This is a genomic window from Pseudomonas sp. FP2338 (assembly GCF_030687515.1).
Lineage (GTDB): Bacteria > Pseudomonadota > Gammaproteobacteria > Pseudomonadales > Pseudomonadaceae > Aquipseudomonas > Aquipseudomonas salomonii.
In genome coordinates this window covers 5,055,123-5,078,953 of the sequence record NZ_CP117436.1, presented here as the reverse complement: position 1 = coordinate 5,078,953, position 23,831 = coordinate 5,055,123, and the positions used below count along the sequence as shown (strand labels likewise).

The following is a 23,831-nucleotide window of genomic DNA, read 5'->3' as shown; positions in this document are numbered from 1 at the left end:
AGAAGATAGATGGATTTAAACGCTGAAATGGATCACCTGATCAAGACCTCGCAGTCCTGGATCCCCATGATCATGGAATACGGCAGCCGCGTGTTGCTGGCGGTAATCACCCTGGCCATCGGCTGGTGGCTGATCAACGTATTGACCCACCGCGTGGGGCGCTTGCTGGCCATCCGTAACGCAGACCTGGCGTTGCAGCATTTCATCACCAGCCTTGCGAACATTGCGCTGAAAGTCATGCTGGTTGTCAGCGTGGCCTCGATGATCGGCGTGGCCACCACCTCGTTTGTCGCCGCGATCGGTGCCGCTACCCTGGCCATCGGTTTGGCGTTGCAGGGCAGCCTGGCGAACTTCGCCGGTGGCGTGCTGATTCTGCTGTTCCGCCCATTCCGCATTGGTGACTGGATCGAAGCCCAGGGCACGTCGGGGACTGTCGACAGCATCCAGATCTTCCACACCGTGCTGCGTACTGGCGACAACAAGACCGTGATCGTGCCCAACGGCATCCTGTCCAACGGCATCATCACCAACACCAACCGTCAGCCGACCCGCAAAGTGGTGTTTGATGTGGGTGTCGACTACGAAGCCGACCTGCAGAAAGCCCGTGAAGTGCTGCTGGAACTGGCAAAAGACCCACGCGTACTGGCTGACCCGGCGCCTGCGGCCGTGGTGTCGACCTTGGGTGACAGTTCGATCACTGTTTCCCTGCGTTGCTGGACTAATACCCCGGATTATTGGGATGTAGTGTTTATGCTCAATGAACTGGCGCGTGATCGTTTGAAAGGGGCGGGTATTGATATTCCGTTTCCACAGCGAGTTATTCGCGTGATGCAAGAACCGCTTGCCAAATAACTAAGCGGCAGGTTGTCGAACTTGGCCGATAGGTCAAGTTTGATGCGTAAGGCCAATATAGTTACTTAGCTTGCTAGTTATTTTTCTTGTGTAATAAAACTGAAATAAAAAAGCCGCTCCCTTGCAAAACAGGGGAGCGGCTTTTTAGTTAAGGCTTACGCCTTAAGTCATCGTTGTAATTAAACAGCCAATTACAAGATGTTCAGCGGGTATTGCGCGATCAGACGCAGTTCGTCGATCGACGCCGAACCGTAGTACACGCCATCAGACGAACGATAGGTCGCTTGACGAACGCGCAGGCTCAGGTCTTTTGCCGGGCCGCTCTGAACCACGTACTTGGCTTCGATGTCGCGTTCCCACTCTTTGCCGTTCGAAGTGGTGCCAGTGTTGGCGCCGCTACCGCTGACATAACGAGTCATGAAGCTCAGGCCTGGCACGCCGAAAGTGGCCATGTTCAGGTCGTAGCGAGCTTGCCAGGATTTTTCGTCTTCAGCGTTGAAGTCGGAACGGGCGATGGAGTTGGCCAGGAAAATCGTGCCGCCGCCGTCTACGCCGTAGCCGTAATCACCGTCACCGCTGACTTTCTGGTAGGCCAGGGTAAACGTGTGAGCCTGGATGGTGTACGCGCCTTGCAAGCTGTACGCACGGTTATCCAGTTTGGTGGTGTTGTCTTTTTCTGCGCGCTGCAGGCCGGCGCCGTCGCTTTTGGTGCTGTAGATGTTGAAGTCAACGGCCAGGGACTGTTCGTTGCTCAGCGCGTGAGTCCAGTTCAGGTTGGCGTAGGTTTTCTTCCAGTAGTCTTCGGTCTTCGCGTAGTAGAGGCTGGCGCTGACTTCCGGCGTCAGGGCATAGACACCACCGATAAAGTCGGTTTTGGTCAGGCCCAGGCTGTCACGGTATGTCTGTGCTTGTGCCACGCTCGAGGTGAAGTGACCGCCTTCGAGTTTCAGGCCCTTGATCTCGTTGCTGGTGATCGAGATACCTTGCGGCAGCTCTGGCAGCAAGCGGCTGTCGTCGGAAGCGAATACCGGCGCGGTGGTGTACTGGTCGCCGACTTTAAGCACGGTGTCGGAGATGCGGAATTTAACCGCGCCGCCGCCTTTGGAGTAGTCGTCTTGCGAGCGACCGTCGGCACCGGTAGGGAACAGGCCAGTGCCCGAGCGACCCTTGCCGCTGTCCAGTTTCACGCCCAGCAGGCCGATCACGTCAACACCGACACCGATGGTGCCTTGGGTGTAGCCAGACTGGAACAGACCGTTGAAGCCCAGGCCGGTTTCGTTGACGCGGCTTTTGCCGGTGTCGTTGTTACGGAAGTCGCGACCGAAGTTCAGGAGGCGAGTGTTGATGCTGAACGTGCTGTCTTCAACAAAGCCCTTGGAATCGTCCTGGGCGGACGCCATTGCGAACTGCGAGGTGCCTGCTGAAACAGCCAGGGCGATCATGCTCCACTTCATCACGCGCATCGTGATTTGCTCCTTTGGTTTTAGGAAGAGTACTGCCGTCCCACCTGTATTTTTATCTGGGCGGCTCTTTCTTTTTTGTGTCGGCGCAAAGTTATATCACGCAGACCCTATTGACGATACTTACTCATCTATCCTTTCAGCTTCTTTACGAGGCTGTCGTAAATTGCTATTTCCCTGTCGCAAATTCACAGCCTGAGTGTCACCAGGCTGACAACTAAAGTGCAGTATTCCTACCCCTTGCGAAGTTTGAACTCATCCTTGAAATGCACCTGAACGCTACTGTTCTTATCGCGTAACACCCGTATCCAAACGGGTGCCGTTGCCGACGATACGGGTGTGAATGCAACAAGCGTGCACAAAGCGGTAACCGAATGTCATTTTTTCGTGAAAAACGTTACGGCCGTGTAAAAACCGCATAAGCACGGGCTTTTTACATCGTTTGGTTCGGGCTTGACGCCCCGCCGAAACACCTTTTGGGAGGTACAAAAAAACTGTGCCAGGGCAAAGCGTTACCGGTTCACCCCTTGAGTGGGTAATTGGCGGATCCCTTTGAGGCACGGGTGGGTCATTTTGGTGCATCCCGCTGAGGCCCGATTTAGCGTAGCTCAAATATTCGCCTGCCTCGAAAGGGTGCGTGCTTTTTTGCCCTGTGGCCTCAACGATCCCGCATTCGCCGTGAAGCCTCGGGCATTCGAAGGTATGCTGGGCACCTGAAATTGACCTGCCGAACGGAGTGCCGCGTGTTCGCCTTAGACCAACGCCTGCAACAAGACACACTGGCCATTGGGGACTTCCCGCTCTGCCGCCTGTTGCTGTCCAACGACGCCAACTACCCGTGGTTCATCCTGGTGCCGCGCATCGACGGTATCAGCGAAGTGTTTCAACTGGATGTCGCCGACCAACACCGGTTGTGGCAAGAGACGACCACCCTGGCGCAGTTGCTCAATGAAGGGCTGGCCGCCGACAAGATGAACATCGGTGCGCTGGGGAATGTGGTCAGCCAGTTGCACGTGCATGTCATTGTGCGCAAGCGTGACGATGCGGCCTGGCCGGCACCGGTCTGGGGCAAACACCCGGCACGGCCTTATACCGATGAGCAAGTGGCGGCGATTCGCAGCCAATTGCGCGGGTTGTTACCTGCCGACTTCATCTTTACCCAGGACTGAATCATGGACCTGCAAGACCGCGTTACCGATCTGGAAAGCCGCCTGGCCTTCCAGGACGACACCATCGAGACCCTCAATGACATCCTGGTCACCCAGCAGCGTGCGGTTGAACGCCTGCAAATGCAGATGACGGCGCTGCTCAAGCGCCAGGAAGAAATGGGCGGGCAGTTCGAGACCTCCGAAGAAGAAGCACCGCCGCCACATTATTGATAGCCCCGGCATTAATGGCCGCACATAAAAAAACCGCGATCCAGCTCAGCCGGATCGCGGTTTTTTTTATGCGCTGCGGGTAGGAATCAGCGACGCGGCAGGGCCGCAATCACGTCTTCGGCTTGCAGGCCTTTGTCGCGGTTCATGACGGAGAACTCCACGCGCTGGCCTTCGACCAGAACGCGATGGCCTTCGCCACGGATGGCCCGGAAGTGGACGAAGATATCGTCGCCCGAATCGCGGGAAATAAAGCCGAAGCCTTTGGAAGTGTTGAACCACTTGACGGTCCCGGTATCCCGGTTGGTCATGTCGTAGTTTTGCGACGCCGCAGCAGGCGACGAACGGTAGAAGCTGATGGCCAGGTGAAGAACGATGGCGACCACAGCAATCACCAGGCTGAGCAGGATGGCCGGGTGGCCGCCCACTTCAGGCATAGGTGCCAGGAGGGTGAGGGTTTGCACGACAACGGTCAGTACCAGCAGCGCGCTGACCAGGTTTTGCAGTTGATGACGCGTGCCTTTGTTCCAGTAAGGGATTACCGGTGCGAGCGTCAGGTTAAGAAGGCCGAACAAGGCCAGGTATAGGGCGTCGTGTTGTTCCAGGTACGGCAGGCTTTCAGGCTGCAGACTCGGAATAAAGGACAGCAGCAACGCTGCAACGCCCGTCAGGAGGTGGACGATTTTCAACATTTTGATTAACTCACGTTAAGACGGATCACAAGGAAGAGCTGACTGGCACGGTTCGCTTCTGAACAATGGGAGGCGTTGGGCACGTGCGCGGGTATCAGCCTATGTGGTGTCCCGCAGAAATGAACGGTAACCACACGCCACCTATTTAACAGCAAAGGCTGTGCCTACTCAAATCAAGCATTTCTGGGCGTTGCAAGGGCAATAGCATTTCTGCGTAAAACACTTGTCCTAGACGGGTGCGGCTGTTTTACGCGACATTTTGAGGCGTTCTCGCTCTGCACAGGCTTGTCGGCCGAGCGGGGCAATTTGCCGCATCTCACCCGGCCGGTGCCGGGCTGCACACCGCCGGCACTCTTGCTAGAGTGGTCCTGCACCTGATCAATGAATGTTCGTCAATTGAAGGGGAAAAACATGGCAATCGATATTGGTATCAGTGAAGAAGACCGTAAATCCATCGTCGATGGGCTCTCACGGCTGCTGTCCGATACCTATGTACTGTACTTGAAAACCCACAACTTCCACTGGAACGTCACGGGCCCCATGTTTCGTACGCTGCACTTGATGTTCGAGGAGCAGTACAACGAACTCGCGCTGGCAGTGGACTCCATTGCCGAGCGTATCCGTGCCCTGGGCTTCCCGGCGCCGGGTGCCTATTCGATCTATGCGCGGCTGTCTTCGATCAAGGAAGAAGAGGGCGTGCCCAGCGCCGAAGAGATGATCAAGCAACTGGTGGCCGGCCAGGAAGCCGTCACCCGCACCGCGCGCGGTATTTTCCCATTGCTCGACAAGGTCAGCGACGAGCCGACCGCCGACCTGTTGACCCAGCGCATGCAGGTTCACGAGAAAACCGCGTGGATGCTGCGTTCCTTGCTTGAAAACCAGTAAAAGCCCCCCTTGAGCGGCGCCTTCCCGGCGCCGCTCGCTTGTTTCTCCGCATTTCCTGGCGTTGTCCTACACCTTTCCAATCCGCGTCTTCTGGCTGCTCCTCTCGCCCTGCTGTTTTATAGGCCCACTGCCCAATGGGAGAAACCCATGGGCTGCTGTTTGGCAATGGAGTGTCAGGTGTATGTCACGCGGAGTGGGTAATGGAGTGATGGAAACCGCCGGTTTTCACAAGATAAAGGTCGACCCCTTTGCCAAAGGGTTCGACATGGGACTGGCCAAGCCATTGTCCCGGTCGGTCAGGCTCAATGGGTTTTCCACTTGCCTGCGTCTTGAGCAGATCTATTGGAATATCCTCACGGAGATAGCCAGGATCAATGCCTGTTCAGTCAGCGCGTTGCTGTCGTATGTCGATCGGGAAGTGCATTTGCGTTACGGGGGAGTGAAGAACTTCAGCGGGTTGGTGCGGGTGGTGTGCGTGGTCCACGTCTTAAAAGATCGTGTCAGCGCCACGGGCCTGGATTAATCCGCCGGTTGCGAAGCGGGCCCACCGTCAAGGCGGGCCAGGCTTCGGGCAGAAAGCCGGCTGCGCTGTGTCGATTTACCAGATATAATCCCGCGCTTTGCTGCGCGCCCCTGGCTTATCCACAGGGTGGGCGTGGCGCAGTTACGATCTGATCGCCGAGACATCTCCATGCCCATGTACGATTATCAATGTGCTTCCTGTGGTCATCAGTTGGAAGCCATTCAGAAGATCAGCGCCGCGCCGCTGGTCGATTGCCCTGCCTGCCAGGCACCTGAGCTGAAGAAGATGTTGTCCATGCCGGGCTTCCGCCTGAGCGGCGGCGGCTGGTATGAGACCGACTTCAAGACCGGCGCCAAGAAGAATCTGGCGGGCGGCGACAAAGCAGACTGAGTTGAACTCTACGCGCAGGCTCCTGCATTATCCGTCCCCTGCTTAACTGTACGGTGACGAGGCGAGCCTCCACCGAATTTCGAATTACGAGAAGTGAAACCACTACCATGATGCGCAGCCACTATTGCGGCCAACTGAACGAGACCCTGGATGGTCAGGAAATCACCCTTTGCGGATGGGTTCACCGTCGCCGCGACCACGGCGGGGTGATCTTCCTCGATATCCGTGATCGTGATGGTCTGGCCCAAGTGGTGTTCGACCCGGACCGCGCCGAGAGCTTCGCCGCCGCCGACCGCGTGCGCAGCGAATACGTCGTAAAAATCACCGGCAAGGTGCGCCTGCGCCCGGCCGGTGCTGTAAACGCCAACATGGCCTCCGGCGCCATCGAAGTGCTGGGTTATGAGCTGGAAGTGCTGAACGAGTCGGAAACCCCGCCGTTCCCACTCAACGAATACTCCGACGTGGGCGAAGAAACCCGCCTGCGCTACCGCTTCCTGGACCTGCGTCGTCCGGAAATGGCCGAGAAGCTGCGCCTGCGTTCGCGCATGACCACCAGCATCCGCCGCTTCCTCGACGAAAACGGCTTCCTCGACGTCGAAACGCCGATCCTGACCCGGGCCACCCCGGAAGGTGCGCGTGACTACCTGGTGCCGAGCCGTACCCACGCCGGTTCGTTCTTTGCCCTGCCGCAATCGCCGCAGCTGTTCAAGCAACTGCTGATGGTCGCCGGCTTCGACCGCTACTACCAGATCGCCAAGTGCTTCCGCGACGAAGACCTGCGCGCTGACCGCCAGCCGGAATTCACCCAGATCGACATCGAGACCAGCTTCCTCGATGAAAAAGAGATCATGGGCCTGACCGAGCAAATGATCCGCAACCTGTTCAAGGAAGTGCTGGACCTGGAATTCGGCGAATTCCCGCACATGACCTTCGAAGAAGCCATGCGCCGCTACGGTTCCGACAAGCCAGACCTGCGTATCCCGCTGGAACTGGTGGACGTGGCCGACCAGCTCAAGGAAGTCGACTTCAAGGTGTTCAGCGGCCCTGCCAACGACCCGAAATGCCGCATCGCCGCCCTGCGCGTGCCTGGCGGCGCGAGCATGCCGCGCAAGCAGATCGACGATTACACCAAGTTTGTCGGCATCTACGGTGCCAAGGGCCTGGCGTACATCAAGGTCAACGAGCGCGCCAATGGCGTTGACGGCTTGCAATCGCCGATTGTGAAAAACATCCCGCTGGACAACCTGAACGCGATCCTCGACCGCGTCGGTGCAGTCGATGGCGACATCGTGTTCTTCGGTGCCGACAAGGCCAAGATCGTCAGCGAAGCCCTGGGCGCGCTGCGCATCAAGCTCGGCCACGACCTGGACCTGCTGACCTGCAAGTGGGCGCCGATGTGGGTCGTCGACTTCCCGATGTTCGAAGAGAACGATGACGGCAGCTTCAGCGCCTTGCACCACCCGTTCACCGCGCCGAAGTGCTCGCCTGAAGAGTTGGAAGCCAACCCGGCGGGCGCGCTGTCGCGTGCCTACGACATGGTGCTCAACGGCACCGAGCTGGGTGGTGGTTCGATCCGTATCCACCGCAAAGAGATGCAGCAAGCGGTGTTCCGCCTGCTGGGCATCAACGAAGCGGAACAGGAAGAGAAGTTCGGCTTCCTGCTCGACGCCCTGAAGTACGGCGCGCCGCCGCACGGTGGCTTGGCGTTCGGCCTGGACCGTCTGGTGATGCTGATGACCGGCGCCCAGTCGATCCGTGAAGTGATCGCCTTCCCGAAAACCCAGAGTGCTGCGGATGTCATGACCCAGGCACCGGGCGTGGTGGATGCCAAGGCGCTGCGCGAACTGCACATCCGTCTGCGCGAGACGCCGAAGGCTGAGTAAGGCTGCGGCGTGAAAGCGCGATAAAGTTGTACGCAGTCAAAAAGGCGCATCTTCGGATGCGCCTTTGCGTTTAAAAGAGGGAATTCCTGCCTGGGGCAGGATTGATAAGGTTTCTAGAGAATTTTCGGAGTTGTGTTATGGCTGGCCATTCCAAGTGGGCGAACATCAAGCACCGCAAAGAGCGTCAGGATGCCAAGAAAGGCAAGATCTTCACCAAGTGGATTCGCGAACTGACCGTCGCCGCCCGCCAAGGCGGTGGTGACCCAGGTTCCAACCCGCGTCTGCGCCTGGCGCTGGACAAGGCTTTGGGCGCCAACATGAGCCGCGACATCATTGATCGCGCCGTGGCCCGTGGTGCGGGCGCTGCCGATACCGACGATATGGTCGAGCTGAGCTACGAAGGCTACGGCCCAGGCGGCGTGGCGGTGATGGTCGAGTGCATGACCGACAACCGCAACCGCACCGCAGCCGCCGTGCGCCATGCCTTCAGTAAATGCGGCGGCAACCTCGGTACCGACGGCTCGGTGGCTTACCTGTTCGAGCGCAAAGGGCAGATCACGTTCGCCCCCGGCACCGATGAAGACGCCTTGATGGAAGCGGCCATGGAGGCAGACGCCGACGATGTGGTGACCAACGAAGACGGCTCCATTGATGTGTTCACCTCGTTTGCCGGCTTCTATGCCGTGCGTAACGCCCTGGAAGCGGCTGGTTTCAAAGGCACCGACGCAGAAATCGTGATGCTGCCGACCACCAGCGCCGAACTGGACCTGGACGGCGCGCAGAAAGTGCTGAAGATGCTGGATATGCTCGAAGACCTGGATGATGTGCAGAACGTCTACTCGAACGCCGACATCCCGGAAGAAGTGGCCGAACAACTCACCTGAGCACCATGAAAATCCCCTGTGGGAGCTGGCTTGCTTGCGATAGCATCACCTCGGTTTAACAGAAGTACCGAGGTGTCTGCATCGCAGGCAAGCCAGCTCCCACATTTGATTGTCGTTGGCCGCAAGAATTGTGTTTACCCAACCCGCAGGCGTTATGACTTTAATCCTTGGTATCGACCCCGGTTCGCGCATCACCGGTTTTGGCGTGGTGCAACACACCCCGCGTGGCTGCGTCTATGTCGCTTCGGGCTGCATCCGTACCGGCGCGGGCGAGTTGGCCGAGCGCCTGCAGATTGTGTATCGCGGCGTGCGTGAAGTGATCCAGACCTACGGGCCGGTCACCATGGGCATCGAAAAGGTCTTTATGGCCAAAAACGCCGATTCTGCGTTAAAGCTCGGCCAGGCCCGTGGCGCTGCTATTGTGGCCGGTGCGGAGGAGGGCATGGAAATCGCCGAATACACCGCGACTCAGGTCAAACAGGCCGTGGTCGGCACCGGCGCGGCGAATAAAGAGCAGGTGCAGATGATGGTCATGCACATGCTCAAGCTCACCTCAAAGCCGCAAATCGACGCCTCCGACGCCCTGGCCATCGCCATTTGCCATGCGCACACGCGTTCCAGCCTCTTGCCGCATGGCTTGGGCACCGCACGCAGTCGTGGCGGGCGGCTGCGTCTCTGATAGCATCAGCGCAATCGTAATTTCCGGTCAGGCCGTGTTCTGACCCCAAGCTTTAAGGATCTGAACCGTGATTGGACGCTTGCGCGGCACCCTGGCTGAGAAACAGCCGCCGCACCTGATTCTGGATGTAAATGGGTTGGGGTATGAGCTGGAAGTGCCCATGACCACCCTGTATCGCCTGCCGTCGATTGGCGAGCCGATAACATTGCACACGCATTTGGTGGTGCGCGAAGACGCGCAATTGCTCTATGGTTTCATTGGCAAGCGCGACCGCGACTTCTTTCGTGAGCTGATTCGCCTCAATGGCGTAGGGCCCAAGTTGGCGCTGGCGTTGATGTCGAGCCTGGAAGTGGACGAACTGGTACGCGCAGTTTCGGCCCAGGACACATCAGCGTTGACCAAGGTGCCCGGTGTCGGCAAGAAAACCGCCGAGCGCCTGCTGGTCGAGCTCAAGGACCGTTTCAAGGCCTGGGAAGTGGTGCCGAACATGTTTGCCCTGGTACCGAACCAGCCGGACATGCCGGCCGGCCAGGTCGCCAGTGCCGAAAGCGATGCCGTGAGCGCGCTGATCTCCCTGGGCTACAAGCCCCAGGAGGCGAGCAAAGCCGTATCGGCCATCAAGGACAAGAACCTGAGCAGCGAAGACATGATCCGCCGAGCCCTGAAGGGAATGATTTAAGTGATTGAAGCTGATCGTCTGATCGCGGCCACCGGCCCGCGCGACCGTGAAGAAGTCCAGGACCGCGCCATCCGCCCCGTCAGCCTTGCCGACTATATCGGCCAGCCGACCGTGCGCGAGCAGATGGAGCTGTTTATCCAGGCTGCGCGTGGGCGCAACGAGTCCCTCGATCACACGTTGATCTTCGGCCCGCCGGGCCTGGGCAAGACCACCCTGGCCATGATCATCGCCCAGGAAATGGGCGTGTCGATCAAGTCCACCTCCGGCCCGGTGCTGGAGCGTCCGGGCGACCTGGCCGCACTGCTGACCAACCTTGAGCCCCACGACGTGCTGTTTATCGACGAGATTCACCGGCTGTCGCCGATCGTCGAGGAAGTGCTGTACCCGGCCATGGAAGACTTTCAGCTCGACATCATGATCGGCGAAGGCCCGGCAGCGCGCTCGATCAAGCTCGACCTGCCGCCGTTCACGCTGGTCGGCGCCACCACGCGCGCCGGGATGCTGACCAACCCGTTGCGAGACCGTTTCGGCATTGTTCAACGTCTAGAGTTCTATAGCACTGCAGATCTTGCGACCATTGTCAGCCGTTCGGCGGGCATCCTGGGGTTGCCGCTGGACCCGGAAGGTGCGTTCGAAATCGCCCGCCGCGCCCGTGGCACGCCGCGTATCGCCAACCGCTTGCTGCGACGTGTGCGCGATTTTGCCGAGGTGCGGGCCAAGGGGCATATCACCAAGGCCGTGGCGGATTTGGCCTTGAACCTGCTGGATGTGGACGAGCACGGCTTCGATCATCAGGATCGACGTCTACTCTTGACCATGATCGAGAAGTTCGATGGCGGCCCGGTCGGTGTGGACAGCCTGGCAGCGGCCATCAGTGAGGAGCGCCATACCATTGAGGATGTGCTGGAGCCGTACCTGATCCAGCAGGGTTACATCATGCGTACGCCAAGGGGCCGCGTGGTCACGCGCCACGCTTATTTGCATTTCGGGTTAAACATTCCGTCACGATTGGGCGAGATGCCTGTAGTAGACGAATTCCTCGATGCAGTGGACGATTAATAACTCCACGCCAGACGATTTATCTGAAGTTTGTGCTGTCCTAGTGGCTGGTGTCGTCATTCAGTCGTTAGAAATGCTGAATAGAATGCAAAAACAGTTGCCCAGCCGGATTGGCAACCTGAGGAGTAAGCACTAGAGTATGCGCGCGCAAAACGGGGATCAGTCGTTCGCACATCGCTGTCGCGTTTATTACGAGGACACCGATGCCGGCGGCATCGTTTATTACGTCAACTACCTCAAGTTCATGGAGCGGGCTCGAACCGAGCGGCTACGGGAGCTGGGCTTTGCCCAATCCCAGCTGGCAGGGGAGGACCTGTTATTCGTCGTGCATTCCAGCGAGGCGCGCTACCACGCACCGGCGCGACTGGACGACGAATTGCTGGTCAGCGCTGAAGTTATCGAATTGAACCGTGTCAGCCTGCGCTTTAAACAGCAGGTCAGGCGGGCAACGGATGCAACGCTGCTCTGTGAGGGGCAGTTCCTGGTGGCCTGTGTGCGCACCAATAGTTTGAAACCCCGGGCCATTCCCGAAGCTCTACGTGCGGCCTTTGCCGACGTAAGCGGCGCGGGTAAACAATCAAAGCAGGAGATTTAGCGTGGAACCTACCGTCGTCGACCATTCCTCCATGTGGAGCCTGGTCAGCAATGCCAGTGTTGTGGTTCAACTGGTGATGCTGGTCCTGGTAGCCGCATCGGTTACCTCTTGGGTCATGATTTTTCAGCGCAGCAACCTGCTGCGTGCCGGTCGACGTGCCCTGGAGAGCTTCGAGGAGCGCTTCTGGTCGGGTATCGACCTGTCCAAGCTGTACCGTCAGGCCGGTAGCAACCCGGACCCGGATTCGGGCGTAGAGCAGATCTTCCGCGCCGGTTTCAAGGAATTCTCGCGCCTGCGCCAGCAACCGGGTGTTGACCCCGAAGCGGTCATGGAAGGCGTGGCCCGCGCCATGCGCGTTGCCATCTCCCGCGAAGAAGAAAAGCTTGAGCAAAGCTTGCCGTTCCTCGCTACCGTCGGTTCCGTGAGCCCGTACATCGGCCTGTTCGGTACCGTGTGGGGCATCATGAACTCCTTCCGTGGCCTGGCCCAGGCGCAACAAGCCACCCTGGCCACCGTGGCCCCGGGTATCGCCGAGGCCTTGATCGCCACCGCGATCGGCCTGTTCGCCGCTATTCCCGCAGTAATTGCCTACAACCGTTTTGCCGCCCGTGGCGAAACCTTGATCAGCCGTTACTACACCTTCGCCGATGAATTCCAGGCGATCCTGCACCGTAAAGTGCACACCAGCGAAGAATAAGCAGGTAATTTCCAATGGCTTTAATCGCTCGAGCTCGCAAAAAGCGCAAGCCGGTCGCCGAGATGAACGTAGTGCCTTACATCGACGTGATGCTGGTGCTGCTGGTTATCTTCATGGTGACCGCGCCGATGCTCAATCAGGGCGTGAAGGTTGATCTGCCCAAGGTTTCCAGCGAAGCCTTGCCGCAAGACAACAACACTCAGGTCCTGACCATTTCGATCAAGGCTGACAAGACCTATTACTGGAACCTTGGCAGCGAAGTCGACACCCAGAAACAGCAGGACAAGGCCATGACCTTGCCGCAGATGACGGACGCCGTGACCAAGATCATCCGGTCCGGCAACGAAGGCGGCAAGCACACGCAAGTGTTCATTCGCGGCGACAAAGTGGTCGACTATGGCTCCGTCATGGGCGCCATGGGCGGGCTGCAGAAGGCCGGCGTGGGTAACGTTGGCTTGATTACCGAGGCGCCCTGATGCAGCAACAGCGAGAGCCGTCCGCCTCGGAAAGCTACTTCTGGCCTAGCGTCTGGGCAATTGCCCTGCACGTCCTGGTGTTCGGCATGCTGTTCGTCAGCTTTGCCATGACCCCGGACCTGCCGCCAGCCAAGCCGATCGTGCAGGCGACCCTGTATCAGCTGAAATCGAAAAGTCAGGCCACCACCCAGACCAATCAGAAGATTGCGGGTGAAGCCCAGAAGTCGGCTGCGCGCCAGACCGAAGTCGAGCAGATGGAACAGAAGAAGGTCGAGCAGGAAGCGGTGAAGGCTGCTGCGGAACAAAAGAAAGAAGAGGCGGCTCAAAAGGCCGAGGAATCGAAAAAGGCTGACGAAGCCAAGAAAGCTGACGAGGCCAAAAAGGCTGATGAAGCCAAGAAAGCCGATAAAGCTGCCGAAGCTAAAAAGGCTGAAGAGAAACAATTGGCTGATATAGCCAAGAAGAAATCTGAAGAAGAAGCCAAAAAAGCTGCCGAAGAAGAGGCCAAGAAAAAGGCCGCTGAAGAGGCCAAGAAGAAGATAGTCGAAGACGCGAAGAAGAAAGCCGCCGAAGACGCCAAGAAAAAAGCTGAAGCAGACGAGGCGAAGAAGAAAGTCGCCGACGACGCGAAGAAGAAAGCTGCCGCCGACGCCAGCAAGAAAAAGGCCCAGGAAGCAGCGCGTAAATCCGCCGAAGAGAAAAAGGCCCAGGCCTTGGCAGATTTGCTCTCCGACACGCCGCAGCGTCAGCAAGCCTTGGCCGATGAGCGTGGCGATGAAGTCGCGGGCAGTTTCGACGACCTGATTCGGGCGCGGGCAGCGGAAGGTTGGACACGTCCACCTTCGGCACGTAAAGGCATGACAGTAGTGCTGCAGATCGGCATGTTGCCGGACGGTACGGTGACTTCGGTCAGCGTGGCCAAGTCCAGTGGTGACGGTTCGTTCGACAGTTCGGCGGTTGCAGCGGTCAAGAATATTGGCCGGTTGACCGAGATGCAGGGAATGAAACCAAGCGACTTCGCTCCCTATCGTTCATTCAAGATGACATTCACACCTGAGGATCTAGCCTTGTGAGAAACCTTCTTCGAGGAATGCTTGTCGTTATTTGCTGTATGGCAGGGATAGCGGCGGCGGATGAAAAGAACATCCTGGTCACCAGCGGTAGCGATCGGGCCACCCCGATCGCCGTAGTACCGTTTGGCTGGCAGGGCGGCAGCGTGCTGCCGGACGACATGGCCCAGATCGTCAGCGACGACCTGCGCAACTCCGGGTACTACGCGCCGATTCCAAAAGGCAACATGATCAGCCAGCCGACCCAGGCCAGCGAAGTCATCTTCCGTGACTGGAAAGCCGTAGGCGCCCAGTACCTGATGGTCGGCAGCATTACGCCGGCCGGCGGTCGCCTGCAAATCCAGTACACGTTGTTCAACGTGGCCACCGAGCAGCAGGTCCTGACCGGCAGCGTATCGGGCACCGCCGAACAACTGCGGGACATGGCGCACTACATCTCGGACCAGTCGTTTGAAAAACTCACCGGTATCAAGGGGGCGTTCTCGACACGTCTGCTTTATGTAACGGCTGAGCGTTTCTCCGTAGACAACACGCGTTACACCCTGCAGCGTTCGGACTACGACGGCGCCCGCGCCGTGACCTTGCTGCAGTCCCGTGAGCCAATCCTGTCGCCGCGCTTCGCGCCGGACGGCAAGCGTATTGCCTATGTGTCGTTCGAACAGCGCCGCCCGCGTATTTTCGTGCAGCACATCGACACCGGTCGTCGTGAGCAGATCACCAACTTTGAAGGCCTCAACGGTGCCCCTGCGTGGTCGCCGGATGGTTCGCGCCTGGCATTCGTGTTGTCCAAAGACGGCAACCCGGACATTTACGTGATGAACATGGCTTCGCGCCAGATCAGCCGTGTGACCAGTGGCCCGGGCATCAACACCGAACCGTTCTGGGGTAAGGATGGTTCGACCATCTACTTCACCTCCGATCGCGGCGGCAAGCCTCAAATCTACAAAACGAGCGTAGGTGGCGGTGGCGCAGAACGCGTGACCTTTATTGGTAACTACAATGCCAATCCTAAGCTTTCGGCCGATGAAAAGACGTTGGTGATGATTCACCGTCAGGATGGTTTCACTAATTTCCGGGTTGCGGCCCAGGATTTGCAGCGTGGAACGGTAAAAATCCTCACAGATACCAACCTTGATGAGTCAGCCACTGTTGCGCCCAACGGCACCATGGTAATCTACGCCACCCGCCAGCAGGGCCGGGGAGTCTTGATGCTCGTGTCCATTAATGGACGCGTAAGGCTCCCGCTTCCTACCGCACAAGGCGAAGTCAGAGAACCGTCCTGGTCCCCTTACCTGAACTGACGCGGCGCTACAAAAAGAATTGCTTAACACACTGGGGTTCATTAGGAGTTTCACGATGGAAATGCTGAAGTTTGGTAAGTTTGCTGCTCTGGCTCTGGCTCTGTCCGTAGCCGTTGGTTGCTCGTCTAAAGGCGGCGACAATGCCGGTGAAGGCGCAGCTGTTGATCCAAACGCTGGTTACGGCGCTAACACTGGTGCAGTTGACGGCTCCCTGAGCGAAGAAGCTGCTCTGCGCGCTATCACCACTTTCTACTTCGAATACGACAGTTCTGACCTGAAGCCAGAAGCCATGCGCGCTCTGGACGTTCACGCGAAGGACCTGAAAGCTAACGGCGCTCGCGTTGTTCTGGAAGGTAACACTGACGCCCGTGGTACTCGTGAGTACAACATGGCACTGGGCGAGCGTCGTGCGAAAGCCGTTCAACGCTACCTGGTACTGCAAGGTGTTGCTCCAGGCCAACTGGAACTGGTTTCCTACGGTAAAGAGCGTCCAGTTGCAACTGGCAACGACGAACAGTCGTGGGCTCAAAACCGTCGCGTCGAACTGCGTAAGTAATTCGTCATGCGAACGTGCCGTCGTGCTCTAACTGTATTGGCTCTCAGCCTTGCACCGCTTGCGGTGTGGGCTGCGGTTCCTGTGGAAGATAGCAACTCTGGCTATAACAATAGCGGGAGCAGTTATCCGCCAGCGGGTTATGGCACGAACGGCGCCTATGCTGGGGGACCGGCAACTGCCGCTCCCTCGGCACAGGGCGAACTGTTCAACCAGCTGCAACGTATGCAGGATCAATTGTCGCAGCAACAAGGCACCATTGAGATCTTGCAGAACCAAGTGAACCAGCTGAAGCAAGAAGGCCTGGAGCGTTACCAGGATCTTGATCGACGCATTGGAGCCGGCGTTACACCTGCCGCAACTCCTGATAATTCTTCTGCCGGTGGCGCGCCAAGCGCTGCCGCCGGTGGTGCAGCAGCAGGCGCAGCGGCTAGCCAAGCGCCTGCCGCCAGCAGCGAACCGGGTGATCCGGCCAAGGAAAAGCTGTATTACGACGCAGCTTTTGATCTGATCAAAGCCAAGGACTTCGATAAGGCAAGCCAGGCCTTTACCGCATTCCTGCGCAAATACCCTAACAGCCAATACGCGGGCAATGCCCAGTACTGGCTGGGTGAGGTGAACCTGGCAAAGGGTGATTTGCAAGCGGCAGGCCAGGCATTTGCCAAGGTCAGCCAGCTGTACCCAAAGCATGCCAAGGTGCCTGACTCGCTGTATAAATTGGCTGATGTAGAACGCCGCCTGGGTCACACCGACAAGGTCAAAGGCATTCTGCAACAGGTGGTTGCCCAATATCCGGGTACCTCCGCAGCCCAGTTGGCCCAGCGGGATCTGCAGCGCTTGTAAGCGATGCAACCCGTTTAGAAGAAACCCGCGCCTGGCGCGGGTTTTTTCGTTAGAATCCACGCCCTTTTATGAAACACGCTTTTTGGGGCCTGCGCGTTGGCGGGGTTCCTTGAAGTGCCTGACGGAGGCGGACAGCCTGTTTAGCTGTTACGCCCGTGGCGACTATGCAAGACACATTACGTATTACCGAAGTTTTTTACTCGTTACAGGGTGAAACGCGTACCGCTGGCCTGCCTACCGTATTTGTCCGGTTGACCGGCTGCCCGTTGCGTTGCCAATACTGTGACAGCGCCTACGCCTTCAGCGGCGGTACCGTGCGCACCCTCGACGACATCATCGAGCAGGTTGCCGGCTTCAAGCCGCGCTACGTCTGTGTGACCGGTGGTGAGCCCCTGGCCCAGCCGAATGCCATCCCGTTGCTCAAGCGGCTGTGTGACGCCGGTTACGAGGTTTCACTGGAAACCAGCGGCGCCCTGGATATCTCTGCGGTCGACGCGCGCGTTAGCCGGGTGGTCGACCTCAAGACTCCGGGTTCCAAGGAAGCGCACCGCAACCTCTACGACAACATGGACTTGCTGACGGCCAACGATCAGGTCAAGTTCGTGATCTGTTCGCGGGATGACTATGACTGGGCGGCCTCCAAGCTGATCCAGTACAACCTCGACCGCCGTGCCGGTGAGGTGTTGTTCTCGCCGAGCCACCATGACCTCAACGCCCGCGACCTGGCCGATTGGGTCGTGGCGGACAACCTGCCGGTGCGTCTGCAATTGCAGTTGCACAAATACCTGTGGAACGACGAGCCGGGGCGCTGACATGACCGAGCAAAAGCGCGCGGTCATCCTGCTCTCTGGCGGTCTTGATTCCGCCACGCTGGTGGCCATGGTCCGTGCCCAAGGCTACAGCTGCTACACCCTGAGTTTCGACTACGGCCAACGCCACCGCGCCGAGCTGCACGCCGCCGAGCGTGTTGCCCGTGACTTGGGCGTGGTCGAGCACAAGGTGGTCGGCCTCAACCTCAATGGCATCGGCGGCTCGGCCCTGACGGACAGCAGCATCGATGTGCCCGAGGCACCCAGCGAAGGCATTCCGCTGACCTACGTGCCGGCACGTAACACTGTGTTCCTGTCGTTGGCGCTTGGCTGGGCCGAAGTATTGAAGGCCCGCGATATCTTCATTGGCGTCAATGCCCTCGACTACAACGGCTACCCGGACTGCCGCCCGGAGTACGTCGAGGCATTCGAACGCATGGCCAACCTGGCGACCAAGGCCGGTGTGGAAGGGCAGGGATTCCGTATTCAGGCGCCACTGCAGAACATGAGCAAGGCAGACATCGTGAACGCTGGCGTAGGACTAGGCGTCGATTACGCGCTGACAGTTTCCTGCTACCAGGCAGACGATTCCGGTCGTGCCTGTGGGAAATGTGATGCTTGCAGACTGCGAGCAGAAGGCTTCAAAAACGCCGCAATTGCGGACCCAACGCGTTATTTCTGATTTATTTAAAATAAGGTGTTGAATAATCCTTAGAAATCAGTATTATACGCGCCACCACACAGCGGGTCGTTAGCTCAGTTGGTAGAGCAGTTGGCTTTTAACCAATTGGTCGTAGGTTCGAATCCCACACGACCCACCATTTTTGGCGGTTTAGAAAATCCGGAAGGCCCACGCAAGTGAGGATTTCCGGGTTTTTTTTTGCCTGGGATTTGGCGCAGAGGTAGAGCCAGTGTGAGCGGTTACCGTTAAAGCCGGTGCAGGAGGTGCCGTCGCGCCGCTCGCTGCGCGAGGTTCCAATAAAGTGCCTTGAGTGATGGGCAACTCAGATATATCTCCGCAATTGTCAGTTATAGAGCTTATCTGCTTCAGGAAAAGTCCACTCCGTCCGAGCGCTTTTTCTGATAGCGCGGTTTGGTGTCAGCCCCTTACTGTCATATCGCGAAATGTGAGTATAAGTCGTTAGTTACCTTGATCGACATCAGCAATTATTGACAGCCGACAATGACGACTTTTAAACCGCTAGGGCATTGCATTGATGCCGATTGATCGCTGTTCCAAAAGGGGGCGTGGTTGTTATGAATTTCTACCGTTCGCAATTGTTTCCACCAGCGTATGTTCAATTACCAACACAATCGCCAGAGAGTGTGACGGTAAAAAAAACTGAAGACAGTGCTTCACCTGCTCCGCTCATTCCCGATGACTCAGTGCTCGATAAAGTAAGCGATCCAAAGTTTGAAATTAAGCAAGGGTCTACATCCCCAAACGGATTGTTTGGTGTGAAGTACGCGCTTACCGCCCCGAGCTCTGGATTGAGCAATATTACGTTCCCTATGATTATCGACGAAGGTCTTCAGAGAAAGACTGACAAGGACGGGGGGATTTATTACGCGATGATGTTCGGCGTCAATACTGAGACAGGCACATACGTTGGCCGTGGCTATATCGGGATGCAACCTCGAGGGGATGGTAAGGCGCTGATCATTTTTTCCGGATATGGCCCACATTTCAGCGCGCCCAAAGGGCGTGCCGAATTTGATGGTGTAGCAGGCGCGAGCAATAGCACCTTGGTGGACTTTAAGTTTGGCAATAAGTATGAGCTTACTGTCGAACGAGACCCCGCAGACGCGCAAATAGTGAAAGCCTATGTTCAGGATGTTACGCAGCCTGATAACCCTGGGCCCAAACAGCATGTCAAAGATATACAGGTCGACCAGAAAGTTGCGCTAGCGGGTAGTGACACTGGCTTCGTCGAACAGTACGGCGCGAAGATAAACAAAAGTTCGCAGATAGCGCCTACCCGCGGTAGTTTTTTTGCACCCTTTACTACCGATGATGAAGGGAGTGTGCAGGTGGGTGAAATCATGAGCACAGGTCTATATGGCCGGTATAAAAATTCGACGGTAGGTAAACAGAATATTGTCAAAGAGCAGGGCAAAGGTAGGGAGTTGGAATTTTCTTTGCGAGGTGTTGGCGAATTAGACGCAAAACTGACGACTGGCAGTATAGGCAGTGTTTTCGAAGGGCCTGTAAACGTTATTCCCACCGCCTAATGGCGGTTTAGAAAATCCGGAAGGCTCCCGCAAACGAGGCGTTCCGGATTCTTTGGTTAAAGCGTATGGGCGTCCGCTCAACCAAACCGCCCGGTAATATAGTCCTCCGTCTGCTTCATCTTCGGCGTGGTAAAGATCTGATCGGTCTTGCCATGCTCAATCAATTCGCCCATGAACATGAACGCGGTGCTGTCCGACACCCGCGCGGCCTGCTGCATGTTGTGCGTCACGATGATCACCGTGTACTGCGCCTTCAATTCCGTAATCAACTGTTCGATACGCCCGGTGGAAATCGGGTCGAGGGCGGAAGTCGGTTCGTCCAGCAGCAGAACCTGCGGGCGCAGCGCGATGGTGCGGGCGATGCACAGCCGTTGTTGCTGGCCGCCGGAGAGGCTCTGGGCGCTTTGGTTGAGTTTGTCTTTGACCTCATCCCACAGCGCACCGCCGCGCAGGGCTTGTTCGACGCGGTCGTTCATTTCGCGGCGCGAGAGTTTTTCGTGGTGGCGCACCGCGTAGGCGATGTTGTCGTAGATCGACATCGGGAACGGCACCGGCTTCTGGAACACCATGCCTACGTGGCTGCGCAGGCGGTTCATCGAGTAGCCGGGGGCAAGGATGTTTTCGCCGTTGAGCAGCACTTCGCCGCGCGCTTCCTGCTTGGGATACATCGAGTAGATGCGGTTGAACACCCGCAACATGGTGGACTTGCCGCAGCCGGAGGGACCGATGATGGCGGTGATGCGCTTTTCCGAAATATCCATGTTGATGGATTTGAGCGAGCGTTGGTTGTTGTAGAAGAACTCCAACCCACGCACCTGGATTTTGGTTTTGTCGGGAGCAATGCCGGTGGCGTCCATCAGTGAGACCTATTGCGTAAAAGAATCAGGCGGGATGCCAGGCTGAGTACCAGCACGAACAATGTCAGGACCAGGGCGCCGGCCCAGGCGAGTGCATGCCAGTCGTCGAACGGGCTCATGGCGTACTGGAAAATGACCACGGGCACGCTGGCAATCGGCTTGAGCAGGTTGCTGCTCCAGAACTGATTGCCGAAGGCGGTGAACAGCAGCGGCGCGGTTTCGCCGGTGATGCGCGCCAGAGCGAGCAGGATGCCGGTGACCACGCCGGCCTTGGCCGCCCGCAGCACGATTTGCAGCGTCAGCTTCCACTGCGGCACGCCGAGCGCCAGGGCCGCCTCGCGCAGGGTGGACGGTTGCAGTTGGAGCATTTCATCGGTGGTGCGCACCACCACCGGAATCACCAGCAGCGCCAGCGCCAGCGCACCGGCGATGGCAGAGAAGCCGACCTGATGATTGGTCAGCAGGTTCAGCGGCAGGATGACCCCGGTGTAGATAAACAGACCCAGCACAATCGAGGGCGCGGACAGCAGGATGTCATTGATGAAACGCACCGTAGTCCCCAGGCGCGAGTGGCGTGCGAATTCTGCCAGCCAGATGCCGGCCATCAGCCCGATGGGTGTGCCGATCACCAACGCGATACCCGACATCAACGCGCTGCCATAAAACGCATTGGCCAGGCCGCCTTCGGTGCCGGGTGGTGGGGTCATCTGGGTAAACAGGCGCAGGTTCAGGGCCTGGAAGCCGTTGATAATGGTGGTCAGTAGAATCCACGTCAGCCACAGCAGGCCAAAGGCGGTGGCGCCGCAACTGAGGAACATGGCCACGCCATTTTTAACGGCGCGTTTGCGGTAGAGACGTTCGTTGGCGCTCATAGCCCTTCCTTGCGCGACAGGCGCATCAGCAGCAGCCGCGCCAGTGCGAGCACGACGAAGGTCACGATAAACAGCAGGAAGCCCAAGGCAATCAGCGCAGAGCGATGCAGGTCGGTGTAGGCCTCGCTGAATTCGTTGGCGATGACCGAGGCGATGGAACTGCTGGGCATCAGCAACGAAGCGGAAAACTGTTGCGCGTTACCCAATACAAAGGTCACCGCCATGGTCTCGCCGAGGGCGCGGCCCAGGCCGAGAAAAATGCCACCGACCACCGCCGAGCGGGTGTAGGGCAGAACAATGTCCCACACCACTTCCCACGTCGTGCTGCCCAAGGCGTAGGCGGATTCTTTCAACTGTGTGGGCACGCTGCGAAACACCTCATGCATCACCGAGGTGATAAACGGCATGATCATCACCGCCAGCACAATGCCGGCGGTGAGCATGCCGATCCCCAGTGGCGGCCCCTGGAACAGCGAGCCAATAAAGGGCAGGGCGCCCAGGTAATCATTGATCAACGGCGACAGGTGTTCGGCCATGAAAGGCCCGAACACAAACAAACCCCACATGCCATAGATGATCGACGGGATACCGGCCAGCAGCTCAATCGCCGAGGCCACCGGCATTTTCAGCCAGGGCGGCGCGACTTCAGTCAGAAAAATCGCAATACCGAAACTCACCGGGACGGCAATCAGCAAGGCCAGAAAGGAGGTGACCAAGGTGCCGTAGATCGGCACCACGGCACCGAAGTGGTTATTGACGGCATCCCACTCGGTGCTGGTGATGAAACCGAAACCAAACGTCTTGAACGCCAGCCCGCCGCCCCACAGGGTCGAGGCGGCAATGGCGCCCAGCAGCGCTAGTACCAGCATGGCGGCGCCGAACATCGAGCGTTTGAACCACAGGTCGTGGCGTTGATCGCGGGCGGCGCGGCGGTCGCCCCCGGTGTCGCTCGCGTGAGTAGTCATAACCAGGGTGTGGACCGTGTCGTTCATATCAGAGGTGCTCAGCGCCTTCCTCAGTTATCGAGGAAGGCGGTCGTAGGGCGAATCAGTGGGCGAAGTCAGACTTCCAGTAATCTTCGATTCGCGACACCAGGGAGCCCGGCAATGCGACGTAGTCCAGGGCTGCAGCCTGTTCCTGGCCTTTTTCCAGCGACCACTTGAAGAAGCTGAACGCCGCCTGGCTTTGCTCGGCATTCTTGGGCTGCTTGTACATGATGATCCAGGTGGTGGCCGTGATCGGCCATGCGCCTTCACCGGGGGCGTTGGTCATGATCAGGTTGAAGTCTTTGGCACTGGCCGAGTCGGCGGTGTCGGCGGCCGCCTGGAACGCCTTGGCGTTCGGCTCGACGAACTTGCCGGAGGCATTCTTCAGCGATGCAAAGGTCATTTTGTTCTGCAGGGCGTAGGCGTATTCCACAAAACCGATCGAGTTCTTGATCTGCTTCACGTAGGCCGAAACGCCTTCGTTGCCCTTGCCGCCCACACCGACCGGCCACGGCACGGTGGTGCCGAAACCAATCCTGGTTTTCCAGCTGTCGCTGACTTTGGCCAGGTAGTTGGTGAAGTTATACGAGGTGCCGGAGCCGTCCGAACGGTGCACCACGGTGATGTTCGCGCTTGGCAGCTTCACGCCAGGGTTGAGCGCGGCGATGGCGGGGTCGTTCCAGGCCTTGATGTCACCGAGGAAGATTTTCGCCAGGGTGTCGCCGTCGAGTTTCAACTGGCCTGCGGCCACGCCTTCGACGTTCATCACCGGCACGATGCCGCCGATCACGCTGGGAAACTGACCCAGGCCGCCGGCTTTGAGATCGTCGGCCGACAGTGGCGCGTCGGAGGCGCCGAAGTCAACGGTGGCTGCCTTGATCTGGGCGATGCCGCCGCCGGAACCGATCGACTGATAGTTGATGCGGTTGCTGGAGTTCTTGCTGTAGTCCTGCGACCACTTGGACAGCACCGGGTAGACGAAGCTGGAGCCGGCACCGGTAACGTCGGTGGCGTGGGCCATGCCGCTCAGGCACAGGGCACTCAACAAAACAGACAGAATTTTTTTAGTCGGCAACATCACGACAACACCTCAAGGGAAGGGGTAAGTGGGGAGGCCCACCTGTCTAAGACGTGACGATTTAATTCCTGATATGTTGCTGTTTAATGACGATTTGGCT

The 23,831-nt window shown here is 58.1% G+C and carries 27 protein-coding genes and 1 tRNA gene; 22 read left to right on the top strand and 6 right to left on the bottom strand.

Translation table 11 applies throughout. The features are described from left to right. The first annotated feature begins 9 nt into the window (after positions 1-9). On the top strand, positions 10-852 hold the full coding sequence (locus tag PSH96_RS23000; RefSeq protein WP_056858566.1) for a mechanosensitive ion channel family protein: 843 nt from the start codon (positions 10-12) through the stop codon (positions 850-852). A gap of 191 nt (positions 853-1,043) precedes the next feature. Here the strand turns inward: PSH96_RS23000 and PSH96_RS22995 are convergent, their stop codons facing one another. Further along, on the bottom strand, positions 1,044-2,315 hold the full coding sequence (locus PSH96_RS22995) for an OprD family porin (protein WP_305455292.1): 1,272 nt from the start codon (positions 2,313-2,315) through the stop codon (positions 1,044-1,046). Between the two features lie 740 nt (positions 2,316-3,055). Here PSH96_RS22995 and PSH96_RS22990 point away from each other — a divergent pair. Continuing rightward, positions 3,056-3,481 carry an HIT domain-containing protein gene (locus PSH96_RS22990; RefSeq protein ID WP_056858568.1) on the top strand — a complete coding sequence of 142 codons (426 nt, stop codon included), beginning with the start codon at positions 3,056-3,058 and terminating at the stop codon, positions 3,479-3,481. Between the two features lie 3 nt (positions 3,482-3,484). Beyond that, positions 3,485-3,691, top strand: a complete 207-nt coding sequence (locus tag PSH96_RS22985; protein WP_017139805.1) for a SlyX family protein — start codon at positions 3,485-3,487, stop codon at positions 3,689-3,691. 86 nt (positions 3,692-3,777) lie between these two features. On the opposite strand, the gene PSH96_RS22980 is transcribed toward PSH96_RS22985, so the two are convergent. Next, on the bottom strand, positions 3,778-4,380 hold the full coding sequence (locus PSH96_RS22980; RefSeq protein WP_003193875.1) for a cold-shock protein: 603 nt from the start codon (positions 4,378-4,380) through the stop codon (positions 3,778-3,780). Between the two features lie 411 nt (positions 4,381-4,791). On the opposite strand from PSH96_RS22980, the gene PSH96_RS22975 reads away from it, so the two are divergent. The 19 genes from PSH96_RS22975 to PSH96_RS22885 all read left to right on the top strand — a co-directional run bounded on the left by PSH96_RS22975 (position 4,792) and on the right by PSH96_RS22885 (position 19,938). Beyond that, positions 4,792-5,265 (top strand): Dps family protein, encoded by a 474-nt coding sequence (locus PSH96_RS22975; protein ID WP_003193874.1) that lies wholly within the window; start codon positions 4,792-4,794, stop codon positions 5,263-5,265. A 181-nt stretch (positions 5,266-5,446) separates the two neighbouring features. Next, entirely contained in the window at positions 5,447-5,788 is a 342-nt protein-coding gene (locus tag PSH96_RS22970) for a ribbon-helix-helix domain-containing protein (RefSeq protein ID WP_058422738.1), read from the top strand. A gap of 168 nt (positions 5,789-5,956) precedes the next feature. Next, positions 5,957-6,178 carry an FmdB family zinc ribbon protein gene (locus PSH96_RS22965; protein WP_017139808.1) on the top strand — a complete coding sequence of 74 codons (222 nt, stop codon included), beginning with the start codon at positions 5,957-5,959 and terminating at the stop codon, positions 6,176-6,178. A gap of 107 nt (positions 6,179-6,285) precedes the next feature. Further along, positions 6,286-8,061 (top strand): aspartate--tRNA ligase, encoded by a 1,776-nt coding sequence (gene aspS / locus PSH96_RS22960; RefSeq protein ID WP_056858570.1) that lies wholly within the window; start codon positions 6,286-6,288, stop codon positions 8,059-8,061. Between the two features lie 137 nt (positions 8,062-8,198). Further along, positions 8,199-8,945, top strand: coding sequence for a YebC/PmpR family DNA-binding transcriptional regulator (locus PSH96_RS22955; protein WP_010208107.1), 747 nt, complete (start codon positions 8,199-8,201; stop codon positions 8,943-8,945). Between the two features lie 154 nt (positions 8,946-9,099). Continuing rightward, positions 9,100-9,624, top strand: a complete 525-nt coding sequence (gene ruvC / locus PSH96_RS22950; protein WP_024077147.1) for a crossover junction endodeoxyribonuclease RuvC — start codon at positions 9,100-9,102, stop codon at positions 9,622-9,624. 67 nt (positions 9,625-9,691) lie between these two features. After that, positions 9,692-10,303: a Holliday junction branch migration protein RuvA gene (gene ruvA, locus PSH96_RS22945; RefSeq protein WP_056858571.1), complete on the top strand. Its 612-nt coding sequence runs from the start codon at positions 9,692-9,694 to the stop codon at positions 10,301-10,303. Then, positions 10,304-11,362, top strand: a complete 1,059-nt coding sequence (gene ruvB, locus PSH96_RS22940; protein WP_017139814.1) for a Holliday junction branch migration DNA helicase RuvB — start codon at positions 10,304-10,306, stop codon at positions 11,360-11,362. Between the two features lie 139 nt (positions 11,363-11,501). Beyond that, positions 11,502-11,957, top strand: coding sequence for a tol-pal system-associated acyl-CoA thioesterase (ybgC, locus tag PSH96_RS22935; RefSeq protein WP_015885610.1), 456 nt, complete (start codon positions 11,502-11,504; stop codon positions 11,955-11,957). Position 11,958: 1 nt separating this feature from the next. Further along, a complete protein-coding gene (gene tolQ, locus PSH96_RS22930) occupies positions 11,959-12,654 on the top strand; it encodes a protein TolQ (protein WP_003209819.1) in 696 nt (231 codons plus the stop codon). A gap of 23 nt (positions 12,655-12,677) precedes the next feature. Beyond that, entirely contained in the window at positions 12,678-13,130 is a 453-nt protein-coding gene (gene tolR, locus PSH96_RS22925; protein ID WP_161630238.1) for a protein TolR, read from the top strand. Then, the gene (tolA, locus tag PSH96_RS22920; RefSeq protein ID WP_056858573.1) at positions 13,130-14,203 is read left to right on the top strand and encodes a cell envelope integrity protein TolA; all 1,074 of its coding nucleotides are present in this window, start codon (positions 13,130-13,132) and stop codon (positions 14,201-14,203) included. Before tolR ends, tolA begins: the two co-directional genes overlap by 1 nt. Before the next feature lie 17 nt (positions 14,204-14,220). After that, entirely contained in the window at positions 14,221-15,501 is a 1,281-nt protein-coding gene (gene tolB, locus PSH96_RS22915; protein ID WP_032865998.1) for a Tol-Pal system beta propeller repeat protein TolB, read from the top strand. A gap of 55 nt (positions 15,502-15,556) precedes the next feature. Further along, positions 15,557-16,057 (top strand): peptidoglycan-associated lipoprotein Pal, encoded by a 501-nt coding sequence (gene pal, locus PSH96_RS22910; RefSeq protein WP_003193861.1) that lies wholly within the window; start codon positions 15,557-15,559, stop codon positions 16,055-16,057. A gap of 6 nt (positions 16,058-16,063) precedes the next feature. Further along, positions 16,064-16,897: a tol-pal system protein YbgF gene (gene ybgF, locus PSH96_RS22905; protein ID WP_017139818.1), complete on the top strand. Its 834-nt coding sequence runs from the start codon at positions 16,064-16,066 to the stop codon at positions 16,895-16,897. A gap of 164 nt (positions 16,898-17,061) precedes the next feature. Beyond that, positions 17,062-17,709 (top strand): 7-carboxy-7-deazaguanine synthase QueE, encoded by a 648-nt coding sequence (gene queE, locus PSH96_RS22900; RefSeq protein WP_017139819.1) that lies wholly within the window; start codon positions 17,062-17,064, stop codon positions 17,707-17,709. Between the two features lies 1 nt (position 17,710). Then, entirely contained in the window at positions 17,711-18,388 is a 678-nt protein-coding gene (gene queC / locus PSH96_RS22895; protein ID WP_305455283.1) for a 7-cyano-7-deazaguanine synthase QueC, read from the top strand. Positions 18,389-18,451: 63 nt separating this feature from the next. Then, positions 18,452-18,527, top strand: a tRNA-Lys gene (locus PSH96_RS22890). Positions 18,528-18,963: 436 nt separating this feature from the next. Beyond that, entirely contained in the window at positions 18,964-19,938 is a 975-nt protein-coding gene (locus PSH96_RS22885; protein ID WP_305455281.1) for a hypothetical protein, read from the top strand. 77 nt (positions 19,939-20,015) lie between these two features. Here the strand turns inward: PSH96_RS22885 and pstB are convergent, their stop codons facing one another. From pstB to pstS, 4 genes are read right to left on the bottom strand one after another with little or no spacing between them, the layout of a single operon-like run. Further along, positions 20,016-20,795, bottom strand: a complete 780-nt coding sequence (pstB, locus tag PSH96_RS22880) for a phosphate ABC transporter ATP-binding protein PstB (protein WP_056858577.1) — start codon at positions 20,793-20,795, stop codon at positions 20,016-20,018. Continuing rightward, on the bottom strand, positions 20,795-21,667 hold the full coding sequence (pstA, locus tag PSH96_RS22875) for a phosphate ABC transporter permease PstA (RefSeq protein ID WP_305455277.1): 873 nt from the start codon (positions 21,665-21,667) through the stop codon (positions 20,795-20,797). The genes pstB and pstA overlap by 1 nt, the downstream gene beginning before the upstream one ends. Further along, on the bottom strand, positions 21,664-22,659 hold the full coding sequence (pstC, locus tag PSH96_RS22870; RefSeq protein ID WP_305455275.1) for a phosphate ABC transporter permease subunit PstC: 996 nt from the start codon (positions 22,657-22,659) through the stop codon (positions 21,664-21,666). The genes pstA and pstC overlap by 4 nt, the downstream gene beginning before the upstream one ends. A 55-nt stretch (positions 22,660-22,714) precedes the next feature. Then, entirely contained in the window at positions 22,715-23,731 is a 1,017-nt protein-coding gene (pstS, locus tag PSH96_RS22865) for a phosphate ABC transporter substrate-binding protein PstS (protein ID WP_305455273.1), read from the bottom strand. Between the last annotated feature and the right edge of the window lie 100 nt (positions 23,732-23,831).